This is a genomic window from Pseudomonas sp. 1L-C-7-B-C1 (assembly GCF_057291635.1).
Map to the genome: position 1 here is coordinate 86,886 of NZ_JBXAWH010000014.1, position 18,618 is coordinate 105,503.

An 18,618-nucleotide genomic window follows, 5' to 3' on the forward strand; every position below is an offset into this window, starting at 1 on the left:
AGCGGCTCTTAACCGTGGTTAAACCTTAAAGCGCGCAACCATTCCGTTCAGATCCACAGCCAGACGTGACAGCTCGTTGCTGGCAGCACTGGTCTGATTCGCCCCGGTCGCCGACTGAGTCGACAGGTCACGGATGTTCACCAGGTTGCGGTCCACTTCCCGAGCGACTTGGGCTTGCTCTTCCGCCGCGCTGGCGATGACCAGGTTGCGTTCGTTGATTTCCACCACCGCGCTATTAATGGTATCCAGCGCCAGACCGGCGCCCTTGGCGATGTTCAGGGTGGACTCGGCGCGTTCGGTGCTGCTGCGCATGGAGTTAACAGCCTGCTCGGTGCCGCCCTGGATGCTGCCAATCATGCGTTCGATTTCGCTGGTCGACTGCTGGGTGCGGTGGGCGAGGGCGCGGACTTCATCGGCAACCACAGCAAACCCGCGACCCGCTTCACCTGCACGGGCCGCTTCGATGGCGGCGTTAAGGGCCAGCAGGTTGGTCTGGTCCGCCAGACCGCGAATGACATCCAGCACCTTGCCGATGTCACGGGACTCGTCCGCCAGATTGCCGATCAAGGTGGAGGTGCTCTGCACATCGGTGCTCATGCGCTCAATGGCGCTGACGGTTTCCTGCACCAGATCGCGGCCATCGCTGGCGGACGTGGTGGCATTCTTCGACGCTTCCGAGGTGCTCACAGCATTGCGTGCGACTTCTTCTACGGCACTGGTCATCTGGTTGACCGCGGTGGCGGCCTGTTCGATTTCGTTGTTCTGCTGGGACAGGCCACGGGCGCTTTCATCGGTGACAGCGTTCAGCTCTTCGGCTGCCGAAGCAAGCTGGGTCGCCGAACCGGAAATGCGCTGCAGGGTGTCGCGCAGCTTGGATTGCATCTTCAGCATCGCGGCCAGCAAACGGCCCGCTTCGTCAGTACCGTCCACCGTGATGGTGCGCGTCAGGTCACCTTCGGCAATGTCCTCGGCAGCGTGCAGTGCCGATGCGATAGGTCGGGTAATGCTGTTGGTCAGCGACCAGGCGAACAGCAAGGTCAGCGCAGTGGCAATGATCAGCAGCGTGACGACCATCGTGAACGCGGTCGAGTACTGCTGAGTCGCGTTGGCGCTGGCCTGGTTGAGCTGTTGCGTGTTCATCTCCACCAGCTTGCCGAGCACTACGTTCATCTGGTCCGAGTTGGTCTGCAGGTCGGCGCTGAGCAGGCGCGTCAGTTCGGTCATGTCATTGGCCTGACTCAGCGACTTCATGCGGCTTTCAAGCTGGCGATAGTCGTTGAGCAGTTGGACGTACTGGTCGTAGGCCGACTGTTCTTCAGGTGCGGAAATCAGTTTGACGTAGATCGCACGGGCATCGTCAATCTGCTTGTTGCGCATGGCGAACAATTCGGTGGTTTTCTGCAGCGTGTCGGGGTCGCGATTGAGCATGAGCCGATACGACAACACGCGCAGGCGAATGCTGCCCTCGGTCAGCTTATCCAGCGCCTTGATGCTCGGCATGCTGTTGGTCGCCATGACCACATTGGCGTTGTTGATCTTGTTCATCTGCGACAAAGCGAAGATGCCCAGAATCAGCATCAGCAGGCCAATGACGGAAAATCCAAGAAAGGCGCGGGGCGCGATATTCAAATTACGTAGGGACATTACGGTTCCAGGAAGGCCGCGATCCATGCGAGGCAAAAGATAAATGTGTCAGAGATGCACGGGTTATCGGTCGGCCATATGGGGACTTGATGCCACTGGTCTGCGCTGTGCGGTTATGTCGCACCCGCTAATCTGACGAACAGCAGGAACAAGATCGCAGAAACGTAGTCAATCAGGGCCGTTATGCGTTTGCGGAATAGAGTTGTAGAGATGCTTGTTGGTCGGTGTAGTGGCTTGGATGCCCTGATTTCACTGGTAGCTAAAGTGACTTTTCTTTATCGTACGCGCCCTTTGAAATTTGCCTGAGATATCAAAATGTTGGAAGCATCCCTAAGCCAGTTGGAAAAGCTCGTCAGTGACCTGGTGCAACACAATCAGGAGCTGCAGAACACAAACGCGCGACTCACCGAAGAGTTGAAACAAGCCCGGGATGACAACGACAGTCTGCAGCTGAGTCTGATGGAGCAGGAAGAGAAGCAAGGCGCGACGGCTGCGCGCATCCAGGCGTTGGTTGATCGTGCCACCAGCGTCAGCGCGGTTGACGCATGATCACGGATCAGGACGGCGCCAAGGTTATCTCCATCCTTGGCAACGACTACACGATCAAGGCACCTGCCGGGCAAGAGCAGACCTTGATGGATGCGGTCTCGATGCTGAGATCGGCATTGTTTGAAACCAAGCGCAGTTACCCGACGCTGATCGGCGACCGCTTGCTGGTGCTGGCGGCGTTGAACCTGTGTTCAAAGCAGATTGAACTCAAGCAACAACATGCCGAAGCGCTGAGCCGTTACGAAGACAAGGTCAGCGCAACGGTTGAGGTGATCGAAAAGGTGATTGCTCAGAACTGAGCCACTGGTTCAGTCCATCCGCAGGCTGCTGTGGTCATGCAGCCTGCCAGTGAGGCGCGAGCTGTTTTCAGCTCCCCATCACCAAGCGGATGTCCGCTGCCAGCTCACGCACGCGGGCTTCTTCGGTGTCCCACGAGCACATGAAGCGGGCGCCGCCGTTGCCGATGAAGGTATAGAAGCGCCAGCCCCTGGCGGTCAGCGCGGCAATGGCCGCTTCCGACAGTTGCAGGAACACGCCGTTGGCCTGCACCGGAAACATCAATTCAACGCCCGGAATATCTTTCACCAGATCCGCCAGCAACTGCGCGCAGCTGTTGGCGTGGCGTGCGTGCTTGAGCCAGGCGTCGTTTTCCAGCAAACCCACCCAAGGCGCTGACAAGAAACGCATCTTCGAGGCCAGTTGACCGGCCTGCTTGCAGCGGTAGTCGAAGTCTTCAGCGAGCTTGTGATTGAAGAACAGAATTGCTTCCCCCACCGCCATGCCGTTTTTGGTTCCCCCGAAGCACAGAACGTCAACGCCTGCTTTCCAGGTCAGTTCGGCAGGCGAGCAACCGAGAAACGCACAGGCATTGGCAAAGCGGGCGCCGTCCATGTGCAGGTTCAGGCCCAGCTCCTTGCAGGTGTTGCTAATGGCCTTCAGCTCTTCAGGCTGATAAACGCTGCCCACTTCCGTGGCCTGGGTCAGCGTGACGACGCGGGGTTTTGGATAGTGGATATCGGCGCGTTTGAGCGCGACTTCCCGGATGGAATCAGGCGTCAGCTTGCCGTTCTCGCTGCGTGCGGTCAGCAGTTTGGAGCCGTTGGAGAAGAATTCCGGTGCGCCGCATTCGTCCGTTTCGACGTGGGCGGTTTCCGAGCAGATAACGCTGTGGTAGCTCTGGCAGAGTGATGACAACGCCAGGGAGTTGGCCGCCGTGCCGTTGAAGGCGAAGAACACCTCGCAGTCTGTTTCGAACAACTGACGGAATTGATCGGCCGCGCGCGCTGTCCACTGGTCGTCGCCATAGGCACGCTGGTGCCCGTGGTTGGCTTGCTCCATGGCCGCCCACGCTTCCGGGCAGATTCCCGAATAGTTGTCGCTGGCAAACTGCTGGCTTTGGTCTGACATGGCCGGTTCCCTGTAATCGAAGGCTGCGACTGTAACCAAAGTTGATCGGTTTGGTCATGCATTCTTGCGTCAGAAAATTCAGCCAGACAGCGAAGCAATATGAGCGAACCGAAATCAATGACCACACCCGGGCGGAATCGCGCGCTGGACCTGCTCAAGTGGCTGGCGATGCTAAGCATGGTGATGGATCACCTGCGCTACGTCGGCTGGCATGCCAATTGGCTGTACGTGCCGGGGCGTCTGGCGTTCCCGTGGTTTTGCCTGGCGATCGCGGTCAACGTCGTACGCACTGGCCGGCACGATGTGGATGCTTCGATCAAGTGGAAATACCTGACGTGGCTGGCGGTGTTTTCCGTGGTCGCGGAGCTGCCATATCGGATTTACATGGCCGGTGAGGTCACCACGCTCAATGTGCTGCCTACGCTGGCGTTGGGTTTGCTGGTCGCGCAGGGTGGATTGAGTCGCTCGTGGCCGGCGAGGGTCTTGGGTATCGCTGCCCTGGCGATGGGTGTTCTGTTTGGGCCGCAGTTGATGTTCGGCATGTATGGGGTGTTGCTGCCTCTGGCGTTTGTGCTCGTGCTGCGCACTTCCATATGGCTGGCGGTTGTGCCGGGGATTGTCTGTTTATTGAGCAACGAGTGGCCGAAGATTATCGACGGCATGCTGTGGGGCGACCCGATTTCCATCGGTGCGCTGGTGGCCTGTCTGCTTGCGCCGTTGTTAGGGTTAGCGATTCTGCGCGGGCGCCCGGCATTCGGTGTGTGGCCGATGCGGCGGTGGGCGTACCTGATTTATCCGGTGCATTTTTTGCTGCTGTTCGGGTTGCGGCAGCTAATTGAATGACGGTGAAACGATCGTTCCCTCGCTCTGCGTGGGAATGCATCCACTGACGCTCTGCGTCTCAGCGATGGACGCAGAGCGTCTCGGGCGGCATTCCCACGCGGAGCGCAGGAACGATCATCTGTCGAAACTCAGTGATTCAGTGGGACCGGCTTCAGCCGGGAAGAGGCCCGTGTGAGCACCGTCAATTTCGCAGTATCGCTCTAGACAAACCTCCATCCCCGCCCGTATCTTCCGCCTCAGGCCACCGCAGTGGCCTGCGTCGCTCGGACGGTTCCGGGCGCTTACGTCTTCAGAGGTTTCCATGGCAGACCAAGGTTCGCCGCGCCGTTTCGCGCGCATCGATCGACTCCCCCCTTACGTGTTCAACATCACCGCCGAGCTGAAAATGGCTGCGCGTCGTCGTGGTGAGGACATCATCGACCTGAGCATGGGCAACCCCGATGGGGCAACGCCGCCGCACATTGTCGAGAAACTGGTCACCGTCGCCCAACGTGAAGACACTCACGGCTACTCGACTTCGCGTGGCATCCCGCGTCTGCGTCGGGCGATCTCCAGCTGGTACAAGAAACGCTACGACGTCGACATCGACCCTGAAGATGAAGCCATCGTCACCATCGGCTCCAAAGAGGGCCTGGCGCATTTAATGCTCGCCACGCTGGATCAGGGCGACACCGTTCTGGTACCAAACCCCAGTTACCCGATCCACATCTATGGCGCCGTCATCGCCGGCGCCCAAGTGCGCTCCGTGCCACTGGTGCCAGGCGTGGACTTCTTCGCAGAGCTGGAGAAAGCCATTCGCGGCTCGATCCCCAAGCCCAAGATGATGATTCTGGGTTTCCCGTCCAACCCGACCGCTCAATGCGTCGAGCTGGATTTCTTCGAGCGCGTCGTTGCCCTCGCCAAACAGTACGACGTGCTGGTGGTTCACGACCTGGCCTACGCCGACATCGTCTACGACGGCTGGAAAGCCCCGTCGATCATGCAGGTGCCCGGCGCCAAGGACATTGCGGTGGAATTTTTCACCCTGTCCAAGAGTTACAACATGGCGGGCTGGCGGATCGGCTTCATGGTCGGCAATCCGGAATTGGTCAACGCCTTGGCGCGGATCAAGAGCTATCACGACTACGGCACGTTCACGCCGCTGCAAGTGGCCGCCATTGCTGCGCTGGAAGGTGATCAGCAGTGCGTGCTCGACATCGCCGAGCAGTATCGTCAGCGCCGTAACGTACTGGTCAAAGGTCTGCATGAGCTGGGCTGGATGGTCGAGAACCCGAAAGCGTCGATGTACGTCTGGGCGAAGATTCCCGATGCTTACGCGCACCTGGGGTCACTTGAGTTCGCCAAGAAGCTGCTCGCCGAAGCCAAAGTCTGCGTGTCGCCGGGTGTCGGTTTTGGCGAATACGGCGACGATCACGTGCGCTTTGCGCTGATCGAGAACCAGGACCGCATCCGTCAGGCCGTGCGGGGTATTCGCAGCATGTTCCGGGCGGATGGGTTGATTACGCAAAAAGCCTGAGTGTCGTCACTCACTTGCCGAGGTCATGGCGGGACCTCGGCATATCGGGCAGCGGCATATGCTTAAGGATCGGTGATGACGGTAATTCGGGATGAGTTGTTATGCCATATACGACCGACAGCTTATTGGAACTGTTCTCTACATAGTAATCACCGGGCGCGGCACATCGGATTGCTTCAGCTTCCGTAACAGTTTTTGAGTAGCTGCGCCCTTCAACGGTACGGATGTTCACTGACACTTGGCGGTCTTCGGACACTCTGAAAGTTCTGTCCATCACAATGTCTTCTTCAGTAGGACTTACGTAAAAAGTCGAGCCTTTTGGAAGATACAGCGCAAGGTCGGATTCGACGGACTCCGGTGCCGCAGTGGGTGGTAGTTCCCATAAATAAATATCGGCAACCACTTCTGCGTCCGGATAGGAAATGATCTTGAGAATGACCGAATAGTACCCGCCGTCCTGATGAACGATGTCTTGGGGAGTCGCATAAAGCCTGGCATCGCCCACTGCAACTGTGGCCGAAAGAACTACATCCGAATCTTCGACGTAGACGGCAAGCAGCGCCTCAGACTCGTTCAGTTCCCGAATAATCCTCAGCTTGACCGAGCCTTCTATATCTACCGTGTGAAACACGCCTTGAGTCAGAAAGAGCAGCGGCTCCGTAGCGGGTCCCTGCCGACTGACGTTTTTCCCCCTCAGGGTTTTCCACAACTGGGGAGTTAGCGTATGCGACCTTGCGATTGTGCTCATGATCATTCCCTTGAGTGAGTGGCTGGCAGTTAATCCGTTGGCTCAAAAGTAAGGCCGCTGTCGCTATTTGAATACTGTCAGTTTTGACAGTCCCCGTGCCCATTGGTCTGAGGTGTTGTGGCGTGCCGAGGATTCGCGGAAGGCTCAGGGCCGACAGTCTGCTGCGCGCAGAGCCGCGCAGAGCCGCGCAAATCCCGCTCCCCGTTGACCCATGTCGTAAACGCGCCTTTGTGTGGCGCGCGCAGGCATCTGGGCTGTCGGCGTCAGCCATACCATCGTGGCCAAAGGGCAGTTCAAAGCCCTGTCGATCATTCAGGCGCCGCGCCGCCGCTGGGAGAACCGCGATGTTCAGCAAGCAAGACCAGATCCAGGGTTATGACGATGCACTGTTGGCGGCGATCAGTGCCGAAGAGCAGCGTCAGGAAGACCATATCGAGCTGATCGCCTCGGAGAACTACACCAGCAAGCGTGTGATGCAGGCCCAGGGCAGCGGCCTGACCAACAAATACGCCGAGGGTTATCCCGGCAAGCGTTACTACGGCGGTTGCGAGCATGTCGACAAAGTCGAGCAACTGGCGATCGATCGCGCCAAGCTGCTGTTTGGCGCCGACTACGCCAATGTCCAGCCGCATTCCGGTTCTTCGGCCAACAGCGCGGTTTACCTGGCATTGCTGCAAGCGGGCGACACCTTGCTGGGCATGAGCCTGGCCCATGGCGGTCACCTGACCCACGGTGCCAAAGTGTCTTCATCGGGCAAGCTGTACAACGCCGTTCAATACGGTATTGACGTTGCCACTGGCCTGATCGATTACGACGAAGTCGAGCGACTGGCCGTCGAGCACAAACCGAAGATGATCGTTGCCGGTTTCTCGGCCTACTCCAAAACCCTGGATTTCCCGCGCTTTCGTGAGATCGCCGACAAAGTGGGCGCGCTGCTGTTCGTTGACATGGCCCATGTGGCCGGTCTGGTCGCCGCCGGTTTGTACCCGAACCCGCTGCCGTATGCCGATGTGGTCACCACCACCACTCATAAGACCCTGCGCGGTCCGCGTGGCGGGTTGATCCTGGCCAAGGCCAACGAAGAGATCGAGAAGAAGCTTAATTCCGCCGTGTTCCCGGGTGCCCAGGGCGGCCCGCTGATGCACGTTATTGCCGGCAAGGCCGTGTGCTTCAAAGAAGCCATGGAACCCGGTTTCAAAGCCTACCAACAGCAAGTGATCGACAACGCCCAGGCCATGGCGCAGGTGTTCATTGATCGCGGTTACGACGTAGTGTCGGGCGGGACGGATAACCACCTGTTCCTCGTCAGCCTGATCCGTCAGGGCCTGACCGGGAAAGACGCCGACGCGGCGCTGGGTCGAGCGCACATCACCGTTAACAAGAACGCCGTGCCGAATGATCCCCAATCGCCGTTCGTGACGTCGGGCCTGCGCATCGGCACACCCGCTGTGACCACGCGCGGTTTCAAAGTTACCCAGTGCATCACGCTGGCAGGCTGGATCTGCGACATCCTCGACAACCTCGGCGACGCCGATGTCGAGGCCAATGTTGCCGACCAGGTCGCCGCGCTGTGCGCCGATTTCCCGGTTTACCGCTGAGTCAGGAGTCGCACCATGCAGCATTACTCGGGCTTCGGCCTCTTCAAACACTCCCTCAGCCACCACGAAAACTGGCAGCGCATGTGGCGCACGCCCACCCCGAAAAAGGTCTACGACGTCGTGATTGTCGGCGGCGGCGGGCACGGTCTGGCGACGGCGTACTACCTGGCCAAAGAGCACGGCATCACCAACGTGGCCGTGGTCGAAAAAGGCTGGTTGGGCGGCGGCAATACCGCGCGTAATACCACCATCGTGCGCTCCAACTATCTATGGGACGAATCCGCGCACTTATACGAACACGCGATGAAACTGTGGGAAGGCCTGTCTCAGGACATCAACTACAACGTCATGTTTTCCCAGCGCGGCGTTTACAACCTGTGCCACACCCTGCAGGACATGCGTGATTCCGAGCGCCGCGTCAGCGCCAACCGCCTCAACGGTGTTGACGGCGAGCTGCTCAACGGCAAGCAAGTGGCTGAAGAAATTCCGTATCTCGACTGCTCGAAAAACACCCGTTACCCGATCATCGGCGCAACGGTGCAGCGTCGCGGCGGTGTGGCGCGTCATGACGCCGTGGCCTGGGGCTATGCCCGCGCCGCCGATGCGTTGGGCGTGGACTTGATTCAGCAGACCGAAGTGACCGGTTTTCGCAAGGAAAACGGCGTGTGCATCGGCGTCGAAACCAACAAGGGCTTCATCGGCGCCAAGCGCGTCGGTGTGGTGACTGCCGGCAACTCTGGCCACATGGCCAAGCTCGCCGGTTTCCGTCTGCCGGTGGAATCCCATCCGCTGCAAGCGCTGGTGTCTGAGCCGATCAAGCCCATTATCGACAGCGTGATCATGTCAAACGCCGTACACGGCTATATCAGCCAGTCCGACAAGGGCGACCTGGTGATCGGGGCCGGGATCGACAGCTGGATCGGCTATGGCCAGCGCGGCTCGTACCCGGTGATCGAACACACCATTCAGGCCATCGTCGAGATGTTCCCGGTGCTGTCGCGGGTACGCATGAACCGCCAGTGGGGCGGCATCGTCGACACTACGCCGGACGCCTGCCCGATCATTTCCAAGACGCCGGTGCCGAACATGTTCTTCAACTGCGGTTGGGGTACCGGTGGCTTCAAGGCCACGCCCGGCTCGGGCAACGTGTTTGCCGCCAGTCTGGCGAAAGGCGAAATGCACCCGCTGGCCAAGCCCTTCTCAATCGACCGGTTCCACAACGGCGCATTGATCGATGAACACGGCGCTGCAGCCGTAGCCCACTAACAGAGGACTTTTCCCATGTTGCATATCTTCTGTCCTCACTGTGGCGAACTGCGCTCCGAAGAGGAATTCCACGTCTCCGGTCAGGCCCACATCCCGCGTCCACTCGACCCGGCTGCCTGCACCGACGAAGAGTGGGGCGACTACATGTTCTTTCGCGATAATCCCCGCGGCCTGCACCACGAACTGTGGATCCACGCAGCGGGCTGCCGTCAGTACTTCAACACCACGCGTGACACCGTGACCTACGAGATTCTCGAAACCTATCCGATCGGCACGCAGCCGCAGTTCGTCAATCCAGCGCCCGCGATCAGAAAGGGAGAACAGGTATGAGCCAGTCCAATCGCCTGCCCAATGGCGGCCGCATTGATCGCAGCAAGGTCCTGAATTTCAACTTCAACGGCCAGACCTATCAGGGCTTTGCAGGCGACACACTGGCCGCAGCCTTGCTCGCCAACGGCGTCGACATCATTGGCCGCAGCTTCAAGTATTCCCGTCCTCGCGGCATCTTTGCGGCAGGTTCCGAAGAGCCGAATGCCGTGCTGCAGATCGGCGCCACCGAAGCCACGCAGATTCCCAACGTGCGCGCCACGCAACAGGCGCTTTACTCGGGCCTCGTCGCGACCAGCACCAACGGCTGGCCGAGCGTGAATACCGACATGATGGGCATTCTCGGCAAGGTCGGTGGCAAACTGATGCCGCCGGGCTTCTACTACAAAACCTTCATGTACCCGCAATCGTTCTGGATGACCTACGAGAAGTACATCCGCAAGGCAGCGGGCCTCGGGCGTTCGCCGACCGAGCTGGATCCGGATACCTACGACAACATGAACCAGCACTGCGATGTGCTGGTCGTCGGCGCCGGTCCTGCAGGTCTGGCTGCTGCACTGGCGTCGGCTCGCAGCGGCGCTCGCGTGATCATCGCTGACGAGCAGGAAGAATTCGGCGGCAGCCTGCTGGACAGCCGCGAAAGTCTGGACGGCAAGCCAGCGGCAGAATGGGTGGCGACGGTGGTGGCCGAACTCAAAAGCCTGCCCAACGTCACCTTGCTGCCGCGCGCCACGGTGAACGGTTACCACGACCACAATTTCCTGACCATTCATGAGCGCCTGACCGATCACCTCGGCGACCGTGCACCGATTGGCCAGGTGCGTCAGCGCATGCACCGCGTTCGCGCCAAGCGCGTGGTGCTGGCGAGCGGTACCCACGAGCGCCCGCTGGTTTACGGCAACAACGATGTGCCGGGCAATATGCTGGCCGGCGCGGTCTCCACTTACGTGCGCCGTTATGGCGTGGCGCCGGGCAAGAAACTGGTGCTGTCGACCAACAACGATTACGCCTACCGCGTGGCGCTGGACTGGCTCGACGCTGGCTTGCACGTGGTAGCTGTCGCCGATGCGCGTCACAACCCGCGCGGCGCACTGGTGGAAGAAGCCCGCGCCAAAGGCATTCGCATCCTGACCGGCAGCGCCGTCACCGAAGCCCGTGGCACCAAGCGCGTGAATGCAGCCCGGGTTTGCGCCATCGACGTCAGAGCCCACAAGGTCACCAGTCCTGGCGAATGGCTCGAGTGCGATCTGGTCGCCAGCTCCGGTGGTTACAGCCCGATCGTTCACTTGGCGTCGCACCTGGGCGGAAAGCCGGTCTGGCGCGAAGACATCCTCGGTTTCGTGCCGGGCGAAGCGCCGCAGAAACGTGTCTGCGTCGGCGGTGTGAACGGCGTCTACGCCCTCGGCGACTCACTGGCCGATGGCTTTGAAGGCGGTGTTCGCGCCGCCAGTGAAGCCGGTTTCAAACCGGTCGAAGGCGTACTGCCCAAAGCGTTGAGCCGCGTGGAAGAGCCGACACTGGCGCTGTTTCAAGTCCCGCACGAGAAAGGCACTGCGCGGGCGCCGAAGCAATTCGTCGACCTGCAGAACGACGTCACCGCGGCGGCCATTGAGTTGGCGACCCGCGAGGGTTTCGAGTCCGTCGAGCACGTCAAACGCTACACCGCGCTGGGTTTCGGTACCGATCAGGGCAAGCTTGGCAACGTCAACGGGCTGGCGATTGCCGCCCGCTCGCTGAACGTATCGATCCCGGAAATGGGCACCACCATGTTCCGCCCGAACTACACGCCGGTGACCTTCGGCGCCATTGCCGGGCGTCACTGTGGTCACGTGTTCGAGCCGGTGCGCTTCACCGCGCTGCACGCCTGGCACGTGAAGAACGGCGCTGAATTCGAAGACGTCGGTCAGTGGAAACGTCCATGGTATTTCCCCAAAGCCGGTGAAGACATCCATGCCGCCGTGCGCCGCGAGTGCAAGGCCGTGCGCGACAGCGCGGGTCTGCTGGACGCATCGACGCTGGGCAAGATCGACATTCAAGGCCCGGATGCGCGGGAGTTTCTGAACCGCATCTACACCAACGCTTGGACCAAGCTCGATGTGGGCAAAGCGCGTTACGGCCTGATGTGCAAGGAAGACGGCATGGTCTTCGACGACGGCGTGACCGCCTGCATCGCCGACAACCACTTCATCATGACCACCACGACCGGCGGCGCTGCCCGCGTGCTGCAGTGGCTGGAAATTTATCAACAGACCGAATGGCCGGACCTGAAGGTGTACTTCACCTCCGTCACCGACCACTACGCGACCCTGACGCTGTCGGGCCCGAACAGCCGCAAGCTGCTCAGCGAAGTGACCGATATCGATCTGGGCCGTGAAGCGTTCCCCTTCATGACCTGGAAAGAAGGCTTGGTGGGCGGTGTGCCGGCGCGGGTGTTCCGGATTTCGTTTACCGGCGAGCTTTCCTACGAAGTGAACATCCAGGCCGACTACGCCATGGGCGTTCTGGAAAAAATCGCCGAAGCCGGCAAACAGTACAACCTGACCCCGTACGGCACTGAAACCATGCACGTCCTGCGGGCCGAGAAGGGCTTCATCATTGTCGGCCAGGACACTGACGGCTCGATGACCCCGGACGATTTGAACATGGGCTGGTGTGTCGGCCGCACCAAGCCGTTCTCGTGGATCGGCCAGCGCGGCATGAACCGTGAGGACTGCGTGCGGGAAGATCGCAAGCAGCTTGTAGGCCTGAAACCGGTTGACCCGAATAAATGGCTGCCGGAAGGCGCGCAACTGGTGTTCGATCCGAAGCAGTCGATCCCGATGAAGATGGTGGGCCACGTGACCTCGAGTTACGCCGCGAACTCGCTGGGCTATTCGTTCGCGATGGGTGTGGTCAAGGGCGGGCTGAAGCGCATGGGTGAGCGGGTGTTTGCGCCCTTGGCAGATGGGTCGGTGATCGAGGCGGAGATTGTGTCCTCGGTGTTCTTTGATCCGAAGGGTGATCAGCAGAACGTGGAGTAAGTCTTGGCTTGCTTACATCCCTGTGGGAGTGAGCTTGCTCGCGATAGCGTGAGATCAGGCATACATCTGGTGACTGATACACCGCGATCGCGAGCAAGCTCACTCCTACGGGAACGTGTTCACTGAAACAACAGAATTCAACACAGGTGCTCTATGACCACAGCCAACGTTTACCAACAGCGGCCAGCGACCGACGCCAAAGCCGAGTCGCCGCTGTTTCACGCTGACCTTCAGAGCCTGATCGGCAAAGGCCGCAGCAATCCGGGCGTCGTGCTGCGGGAGAAAAAACTGCTTGGCCAGCTGACCATCCGTGGCAATGGCCACGATCCGGCATTCGCAGCCGGCGTGCATAAGGCGCTGGGCATGGAACTGCCGGGCGCGCTGGCGCTGGTCTCAAGCGGCGATAGCTCGATCCAGTGGCTTGGCCCGGACGAGTGGTTGCTGATCGTGCCGACCGGTGAAGAATTCGCCGTCGAACAGAAGCTGCGCGAGGCGCTAGCCGGTTTGCACATCGCTATCGTCAACGTCAGCGGCGGGCAATCGCTGCTGGAGCTGACCGGCCCGAAGGTCCGCGAAGTGCTGATGAAGTCCACCAGCTACGACGTGCACCCGAGCAACTTCCCGGTGGGCAAGGCCATCGGCACGGTGTTCGCCAAATCGCAGTTGGTGATCCGCCGTACCGGCGAAGACACCTGGGAACTGGTCATCCGCCGCAGCTTCGCCGATTACTGGTGGATGTGGTTGCAGGACGCGAGTGCGGAGTATGGTTTGGGCATTGCTGCTTGATTTGATCGTTCCCACGCTCCGCGTGGTAACGCCGCCCATGACGCTCTGCGTCACTCGACAATGGACGCGGAGCGTCCTGAACCGCATTCCCACGCAGAGCGTGGGAACGATCAGCCAAGATCTGAACGCCGAATTTTGTGATCAAAAGGACTAACCATGAGCCGCGCCCCCGATACCTGGATTTTGACCGCCGACTGCCCCAGCGTGCTGGGCACGGTGGACGCGGTGACGCGTTACCTCTTCGAGCAGGGCTGCTACGTCACCGAGCACCACTCGTTCGATGACCGGCTGTCCAGCCGCTTCTTCATTCGCGTCGAGTTTCGCCAGCCGGAGGGGTTTGACGAGTCGTCCTTCCGTGCAGGCCTTGCCGAGCGTGGCGAATCGTTTGGCATGATCTTCGAGCTCACCGCGCCGAATTACCGCCCTAAAGTGGTGATCATGGTATCCAAGGCCGACCACTGCCTCAACGATCTGCTCTACCGTCAGCGCATCAATCAGCTGTCCATGGACGTGGTCGCCGTTGTCTCCAATCACCCGGACCTCGAACCGTTGGCGCGCTGGCACGACATTCCCTACTACCATTTCCCCCTCGACCCCAACGACAAACCGGCGCAGGAAGCCAGGGTAATGAAGGTGATCGAAGACACCGGCGCCGAACTGGTGGTGCTTGCCCGCTACATGCAGGTGCTGTCGCCGGAGCTGTGCCGCAAGCTCGATGGCAAGGCGATCAACATTCATCACTCGCTGCTGCCGGGCTTCAAGGGCGCCAAGCCGTATCACCAGGCCTACAACAAGGGCGTGAAACTGGTCGGCGCGACGGCCCATTACATCAACAACGACCTCGACGAAGGGCCGATCATCGCCCAGGGCGTCGAAGTGGTCGACCACAGTCACTACCCCGAAGACCTCATCGCCAAGGGCCGCGACATCGAAGGCCTGACCCTGGCGCGCGCGGTGGGATACCACATCGAGCGACGGGTGTTTCTCAACGCCAACAGGACGGTGGTGCTGTAGGGGGTAGTTGCAAACTTCAAGCTTCAAGCCGCAAGAAAAGGCGGCGTGCACACTTCTTGCGGCTTGTAGCTTGCCGCTCGAAACCCGATCCACTCTCTTCTACAACAACAAATAAAGAGGTGACATGTATGTCTGGTAATCGTGGTGTGGTGTATCTCGGCGCAGGCAAGGTCGAAGTACAGAAAATCGACTATCCCAAGATGCAGGACCCGCGCGGCAAGAAGATCGAGCACGGGGTGATCTTGCGCGTGGTTTCCACCAACATTTGTGGCTCCGATCAACACATGGTGCGTGGGCGAACGACAGCCCAGGTCGGCCTTGTACTGGGGCACGAAATCACCGGTGAAGTGATCGAGAAGGGCAGCGATGTCGAGAACCTCAAAATCGGCGATCTGGTATCCGTGCCGTTCAACGTTGCCTGCGGCCGTTGCCGCTCCTGCAAAGAGCAACACACCGGCGTCTGCCTGACCGTCAACCCGGCCCGAGCCGGCGGTGCCTACGGCTACGTCGACATGGGCGACTGGACCGGCGGCCAGGCCGAATATGTGCTTGTGCCGTACGCCGACTTCAACCTGCTCAAACTCCCTGATCGTGACAAGGCGATGTCGAAGATCCGCGACCTGACCTGCCTCTCTGACATCCTGCCCACCGGCTACCACGGCGCAGTGACTGCCGGCGTTGGCCCGGGCAGCTCGGTGTACATCGCTGGCGCCGGTCCCGTGGGGCTCGCCGCCGCCGCTTCAGCACGCTTGCTCGGCGCAGCGGTCGTGATTGTCGGTGACGTCAATCCGGTGCGTCTGGCCCACGCCAAAGCCCAGGGTTTCGAGATCGCCGACCTGTCCAAAGACACCCCGCTGCACGAGCAGATCGCCGATCTGCTGGGTGAGCCTGAAGTGGATTGTGCCGTTGATGCGGTGGGCTTCGAAGCACGCGGCCACGGCCACTCCGGCGCCAAGGCCGAGGCACCGGCCACCGTACTCAACTCGCTGATGGGCGTGGTGCGCGTCGCCGGCAAGATCGGCATTCCTGGCTTGTACGTGACGGAAGACCCGGGCGCCGTGGACGCTGCCGCCAAGGTCGGCGCGCTGAGCATTCGTTTCGGCCTGGGCTGGGCAAAATCCCACAGCTTCCACACCGGCCAGACACCGGTCATGAAGTACAACCGCCAACTGATGCAGGCGATCATGTGGGACCGCATCAACATCGCCGATGTGGTGGGCGTGGAAGTCATCAGCCTCGACGACGCCCCGCGCGGTTACGGCGAGTTCGACGCTGGCGTGCCGAAGAAATTCGTCATCGATCCACACAAACTGTTCAGCGCCGCATGATTGTCTGACCCTTAAAAAAAAGCGACCTTCGGGTCGCTTTTTTTATACCTGACGTAGGCTTCTAGTCCGGCATTTGTAGGGCGTTTCTGAAAATGCCTGAGGCGCGCTTGAATTCCGTTCCCGCTGGTTTCAGCTGCCTTTTCTCCGTGCTATTTGTCCGGCCCGTTTTTCAGCTGGCGAGTCATGCATGTTTGTCTGGTGGGTCAGAACCTCGATTTATCTCCTCGTCACGATGCCGCTCTTTGTCCTGCCTGCAACCCTGGCCAGCGCTCACCTGGAGCCCTTTCCGCCGGGCTGGGCCTCGTCGGAGTTGTTCTTTGAAAATCCCAACGACTGCATCTGGGCCGGAATCGCGCCGCCAGTCTGTAAGGCCGGATACCGAGCCGCTTACCGCCAACATCTGCGAGTGGCGCCGACCTACCGTGAGCTGGCGGACTGCGAGGCTGACTTCACGCCGGGTGAGTGTTTCGCTGCCGACGTCTCCCGGCTCTGGTCGCCCTGGTTGTCCGGTTTCGCGATCATCACGCAGGTTCAGCTGACATCCATGGGAGCCAGCCCCGACCCTCAGGTACGCCTCTTCAGTGAGCCGCTTTATCGAGGCGCCGATCATCAGGGTGGCACGCGCTTGATCAGCCTGCGCGAGAAGCTCCGCAACGGTGAGCATTTCGATAAGGCGTTCATTCGTCATCGGCTCCTGGAGGCGGGCTCGACGGCTGCGGATCAACGGCTGGCGCGGACCTTCGAGCCGCAGCGGCTGTTTTACGTCCGCTAACCCTGACGGCCTGCGTGGAACTTCCCTTCGAGAGGCGGTCCAACGCGTGTTTACCCGGCTACGGCCGGTCCCCCGGCAAACGAGGTTGTTGCGATGAAAGTTTCACTGAAAAACGTACGCGGTGCTGCGCTGGCGAGCCTGATGGCGCTGGCCGCCACGCCGGTCTTCGCCTTCAATCTGAATGACGCCGCCAACGCGGTTGCCAATGCTACCGGCGGCCAGCAAAAGGCAACGGCCGCGCCTGAGGCCGCCGGGCTGCTGAACACGCTGGGCACGCAATTGAAGGTCACGCCGGAGCAAGCGGTGGGCGGCACCGGGGCCTTGTTGGGGCTGGCCAAGAACAAACTCGCTGGCAACGACTATTCGCAACTGAGCAAATCAGTGCCCGGCCTTGATCAATTGGCCGGCAACTCGGCCCTGGGCAGCCTGAGTGGTCTGGGCGGACTGTTGGGTAATTCGGGGAGCAGCAGCTCGGCCCTGGATAGCGCGCTGGGCAATGTGCAGAGCATGGGCGACGTGAACAAGGCGTTCAGCGCCCTGGGCATGAACAGCAGCATGGTCAGCCAGTTCGTGCCGGTGATCCTGCAATACCTTGGTCAGCAAGGCGCCGGCGGTTCAGCGTTGCAGGCGTTGAGTGGCGTCTGGGGCGCCAAGTAATTGAGTTGCCGCGCCCCTGCAAAAGGGGCGCTTGTTGCCAAGAAGTGGTGCTAGGAAATCAGACCGCGTAACTCGGCAATTCGCGCATCCTTCTCTTCCCACAGCCGGTTGACCCAGTCCTGCACATACACGCGGAACACCGGGTCATTCTCATAATCGCCCTGCCACAGCGCAGGGTTGAGTTCGCGGGTCTTGATGTCGACGATCACCCGCGGCACCCGTCCTGATATCAAGTCCCAGAACCCGGGAATTCGTGCGCTCGGATAGACCACCGTCACATCGAGCACCGCGTCCAGTTGCTCACCCATCGCCGCCAGCACGAATGCGACGCCGCCTGCCTTGGGCTTGAGCAGATGGCGGTACGGCGAAGCCTGTTGGGCTTTCTTCGCCGGCGTGAAGCGTGTGCCTTCCAGATAATTCACGATCGTCACCGGCTGACGTTTGAAGAGCTCGCACGCTTCCCGGGTGATCGCCAGATCCTTGCCCTTGAGCTCGGGATGCCTGGCGAGAAACGCTTTGGTGTAGCGCTTCATGAACGGGTAGTCGAGCGCCCACCACGCCAAGCCTAGAAACGGCACCCAGATCAGTTCTTTCTTGAGGAAGAATTTGAAGAACGGCGTACGCCGATTCAGCGCCTGCACCAACGCCGGAATATCCACCCAGGACTGATGGTTGCCGATGACCAAGTAAGAAGTGTCGCCACGCAGGCCTTCATCGCCGCGGATTTCCCACTGGGTTGGCAGGCAAATTTTGAAGATCAGCTTGTTGATTTCACACCAGGTCTCGGCGATCCACATCACTGCTGCCGAGCAGTTGTCGCGCATCTCGCTCTGGAACACCAACTTGAGCAGCGCAAAGACCATCAGCGGGCCGATCAGCACCAGCGTGTTGAGCAGAAGCAGCAGCGTGACGGCAATTCCGGTAAGCAGGTGACGCATAAGGCACTCGCGGTCGACAGGGTGGCGCGCAATGATAAGCAGGCCGGGCGGTTGGCGCAAAATCCCTGGCGATACCGACGAATGTTTCACGCCGCTTTCGGTACGCTCGGCATTGCCTGCACCGCGACTGCCCGGTGCTCCAGTCCCGGCGCGAACCATCGGCAAAGTGACGGTCTAAACCGGGCACACGCTTCGCCCATTCATC

General features: G+C 60.3%; 17 protein-coding genes and 1 pseudogene. 13 read left to right on the forward strand and 5 right to left on the reverse strand.

Features of this window, described 5'->3' with window-relative positions:
- Positions 1–18 precede the first annotated feature (18 nt).
- Positions 19–891, reverse strand: a complete 873-nt coding sequence (locus AC0Z8Z_RS20975) for a methyl-accepting chemotaxis protein (protein WP_485620449.1) — start codon at positions 889–891, stop codon at positions 19–21.
- Positions 874–1,671: pseudogene (locus AC0Z8Z_RS20980) on the reverse strand (MCP four helix bundle domain-containing protein); the annotation flags it as partial. The pseudogene AC0Z8Z_RS20980 and the gene AC0Z8Z_RS20975, both read right to left, overlap by 18 nt.
- A 288-nt stretch (positions 1,672–1,959) precedes the next feature.
- Here AC0Z8Z_RS20980 and AC0Z8Z_RS20985 point away from each other — a divergent pair.
- Positions 1,960–2,193, forward strand: a complete 234-nt coding sequence (locus tag AC0Z8Z_RS20985; RefSeq protein ID WP_172609963.1) for a hypothetical protein — start codon at positions 1,960–1,962, stop codon at positions 2,191–2,193.
- Positions 2,190–2,492, forward strand: coding sequence for a cell division protein ZapA (locus AC0Z8Z_RS20990; RefSeq protein WP_172609962.1), 303 nt, complete (start codon positions 2,190–2,192; stop codon positions 2,490–2,492). Before AC0Z8Z_RS20985 ends, AC0Z8Z_RS20990 begins: the two co-directional genes overlap by 4 nt.
- Positions 2,493–2,559: 67 nt before the next feature.
- On the opposite strand, the gene AC0Z8Z_RS20995 is transcribed toward AC0Z8Z_RS20990, so the two are convergent.
- On the reverse strand, positions 2,560–3,600 hold the full coding sequence (locus AC0Z8Z_RS20995) for a threonine aldolase family protein (RefSeq protein WP_485620376.1): 1,041 nt from the start codon (positions 3,598–3,600) through the stop codon (positions 2,560–2,562).
- Positions 3,601–3,699: 99 nt separating this feature from the next.
- Between AC0Z8Z_RS20995 and AC0Z8Z_RS21000 the strand changes: the two genes are divergently transcribed.
- Together AC0Z8Z_RS21000 and alaC are read left to right on the forward strand one after the other, a co-directional pair.
- A complete protein-coding gene (locus AC0Z8Z_RS21000) occupies positions 3,700–4,443 on the forward strand; it encodes a TraX family protein (protein ID WP_485620377.1) in 744 nt (247 codons plus the stop codon).
- A 301-nt stretch (positions 4,444–4,744) separates the two neighbouring features.
- Complete coding sequence (gene alaC / locus AC0Z8Z_RS21005; RefSeq protein ID WP_485620378.1) at positions 4,745–5,959, forward strand: alanine transaminase; 1,215 nt, start codon at positions 4,745–4,747, stop codon at positions 5,957–5,959.
- Positions 5,960–5,969: 10 nt separating this feature from the next.
- Here the strand turns inward: alaC and AC0Z8Z_RS21010 are convergent, their stop codons facing one another.
- Positions 5,970–6,707, reverse strand: coding sequence for a hypothetical protein (locus tag AC0Z8Z_RS21010; protein WP_485620379.1), 738 nt, complete (start codon positions 6,705–6,707; stop codon positions 5,970–5,972).
- Between the two features lie 344 nt (positions 6,708–7,051).
- On the opposite strand from AC0Z8Z_RS21010, the gene glyA reads away from it, so the two are divergent.
- The 9 genes from glyA to AC0Z8Z_RS21055 all read left to right on the forward strand — a co-directional run bounded on the left by glyA (position 7,052) and on the right by AC0Z8Z_RS21055 (position 17,475).
- Positions 7,052–8,305: a serine hydroxymethyltransferase gene (glyA, locus tag AC0Z8Z_RS21015; RefSeq protein WP_205486265.1), complete on the forward strand. Its 1,254-nt coding sequence runs from the start codon at positions 7,052–7,054 to the stop codon at positions 8,303–8,305.
- Positions 8,306–8,320: 15 nt separating this feature from the next.
- Positions 8,321–9,571, forward strand: coding sequence for a sarcosine oxidase subunit beta family protein (locus AC0Z8Z_RS21020; protein ID WP_065991270.1), 1,251 nt, complete (start codon positions 8,321–8,323; stop codon positions 9,569–9,571).
- Between the two features lie 15 nt (positions 9,572–9,586).
- Positions 9,587–9,901 carry a sarcosine oxidase subunit delta gene (locus AC0Z8Z_RS21025; protein ID WP_065991271.1) on the forward strand — a complete coding sequence of 105 codons (315 nt, stop codon included), beginning with the start codon at positions 9,587–9,589 and terminating at the stop codon, positions 9,899–9,901.
- Positions 9,898–12,918 (forward strand): sarcosine oxidase subunit alpha, encoded by a 3,021-nt coding sequence (locus AC0Z8Z_RS21030; protein WP_485620380.1) that lies wholly within the window; start codon positions 9,898–9,900, stop codon positions 12,916–12,918. Before AC0Z8Z_RS21025 ends, AC0Z8Z_RS21030 begins: the two co-directional genes overlap by 4 nt.
- 153 nt (positions 12,919–13,071) lie before the next feature.
- Complete coding sequence (locus AC0Z8Z_RS21035) at positions 13,072–13,704, forward strand: sarcosine oxidase subunit gamma (protein ID WP_485620381.1); 633 nt, start codon at positions 13,072–13,074, stop codon at positions 13,702–13,704.
- Between the two features lie 156 nt (positions 13,705–13,860).
- Entirely contained in the window at positions 13,861–14,718 is an 858-nt protein-coding gene (gene purU, locus AC0Z8Z_RS21040) for a formyltetrahydrofolate deformylase (protein WP_122536486.1), read from the forward strand.
- Positions 14,719–14,846: 128 nt separating this feature from the next.
- A complete protein-coding gene (fdhA, locus tag AC0Z8Z_RS21045; protein ID WP_122536487.1) occupies positions 14,847–16,046 on the forward strand; it encodes a formaldehyde dehydrogenase, glutathione-independent in 1,200 nt (399 codons plus the stop codon).
- 187 nt (positions 16,047–16,233) lie between these two features.
- Entirely contained in the window at positions 16,234–16,818 is a 585-nt protein-coding gene (locus tag AC0Z8Z_RS21050; RefSeq protein ID WP_485620382.1) for a DUF1190 domain-containing protein, read from the forward strand.
- A gap of 93 nt (positions 16,819–16,911) precedes the next feature.
- The gene (locus AC0Z8Z_RS21055) at positions 16,912–17,475 is read left to right on the forward strand and encodes a DUF2780 domain-containing protein (RefSeq protein WP_485620383.1); all 564 of its coding nucleotides are present in this window, start codon (positions 16,912–16,914) and stop codon (positions 17,473–17,475) included.
- 50 nt (positions 17,476–17,525) lie between these two features.
- Here AC0Z8Z_RS21055 and AC0Z8Z_RS21060 read toward each other — a convergent pair whose 3' ends face one another.
- Positions 17,526–18,413, reverse strand: a complete 888-nt coding sequence (locus AC0Z8Z_RS21060) for an acyltransferase (RefSeq protein WP_485620384.1) — start codon at positions 18,411–18,413, stop codon at positions 17,526–17,528.
- Between the last annotated feature and the right edge of the window lie 205 nt (positions 18,414–18,618).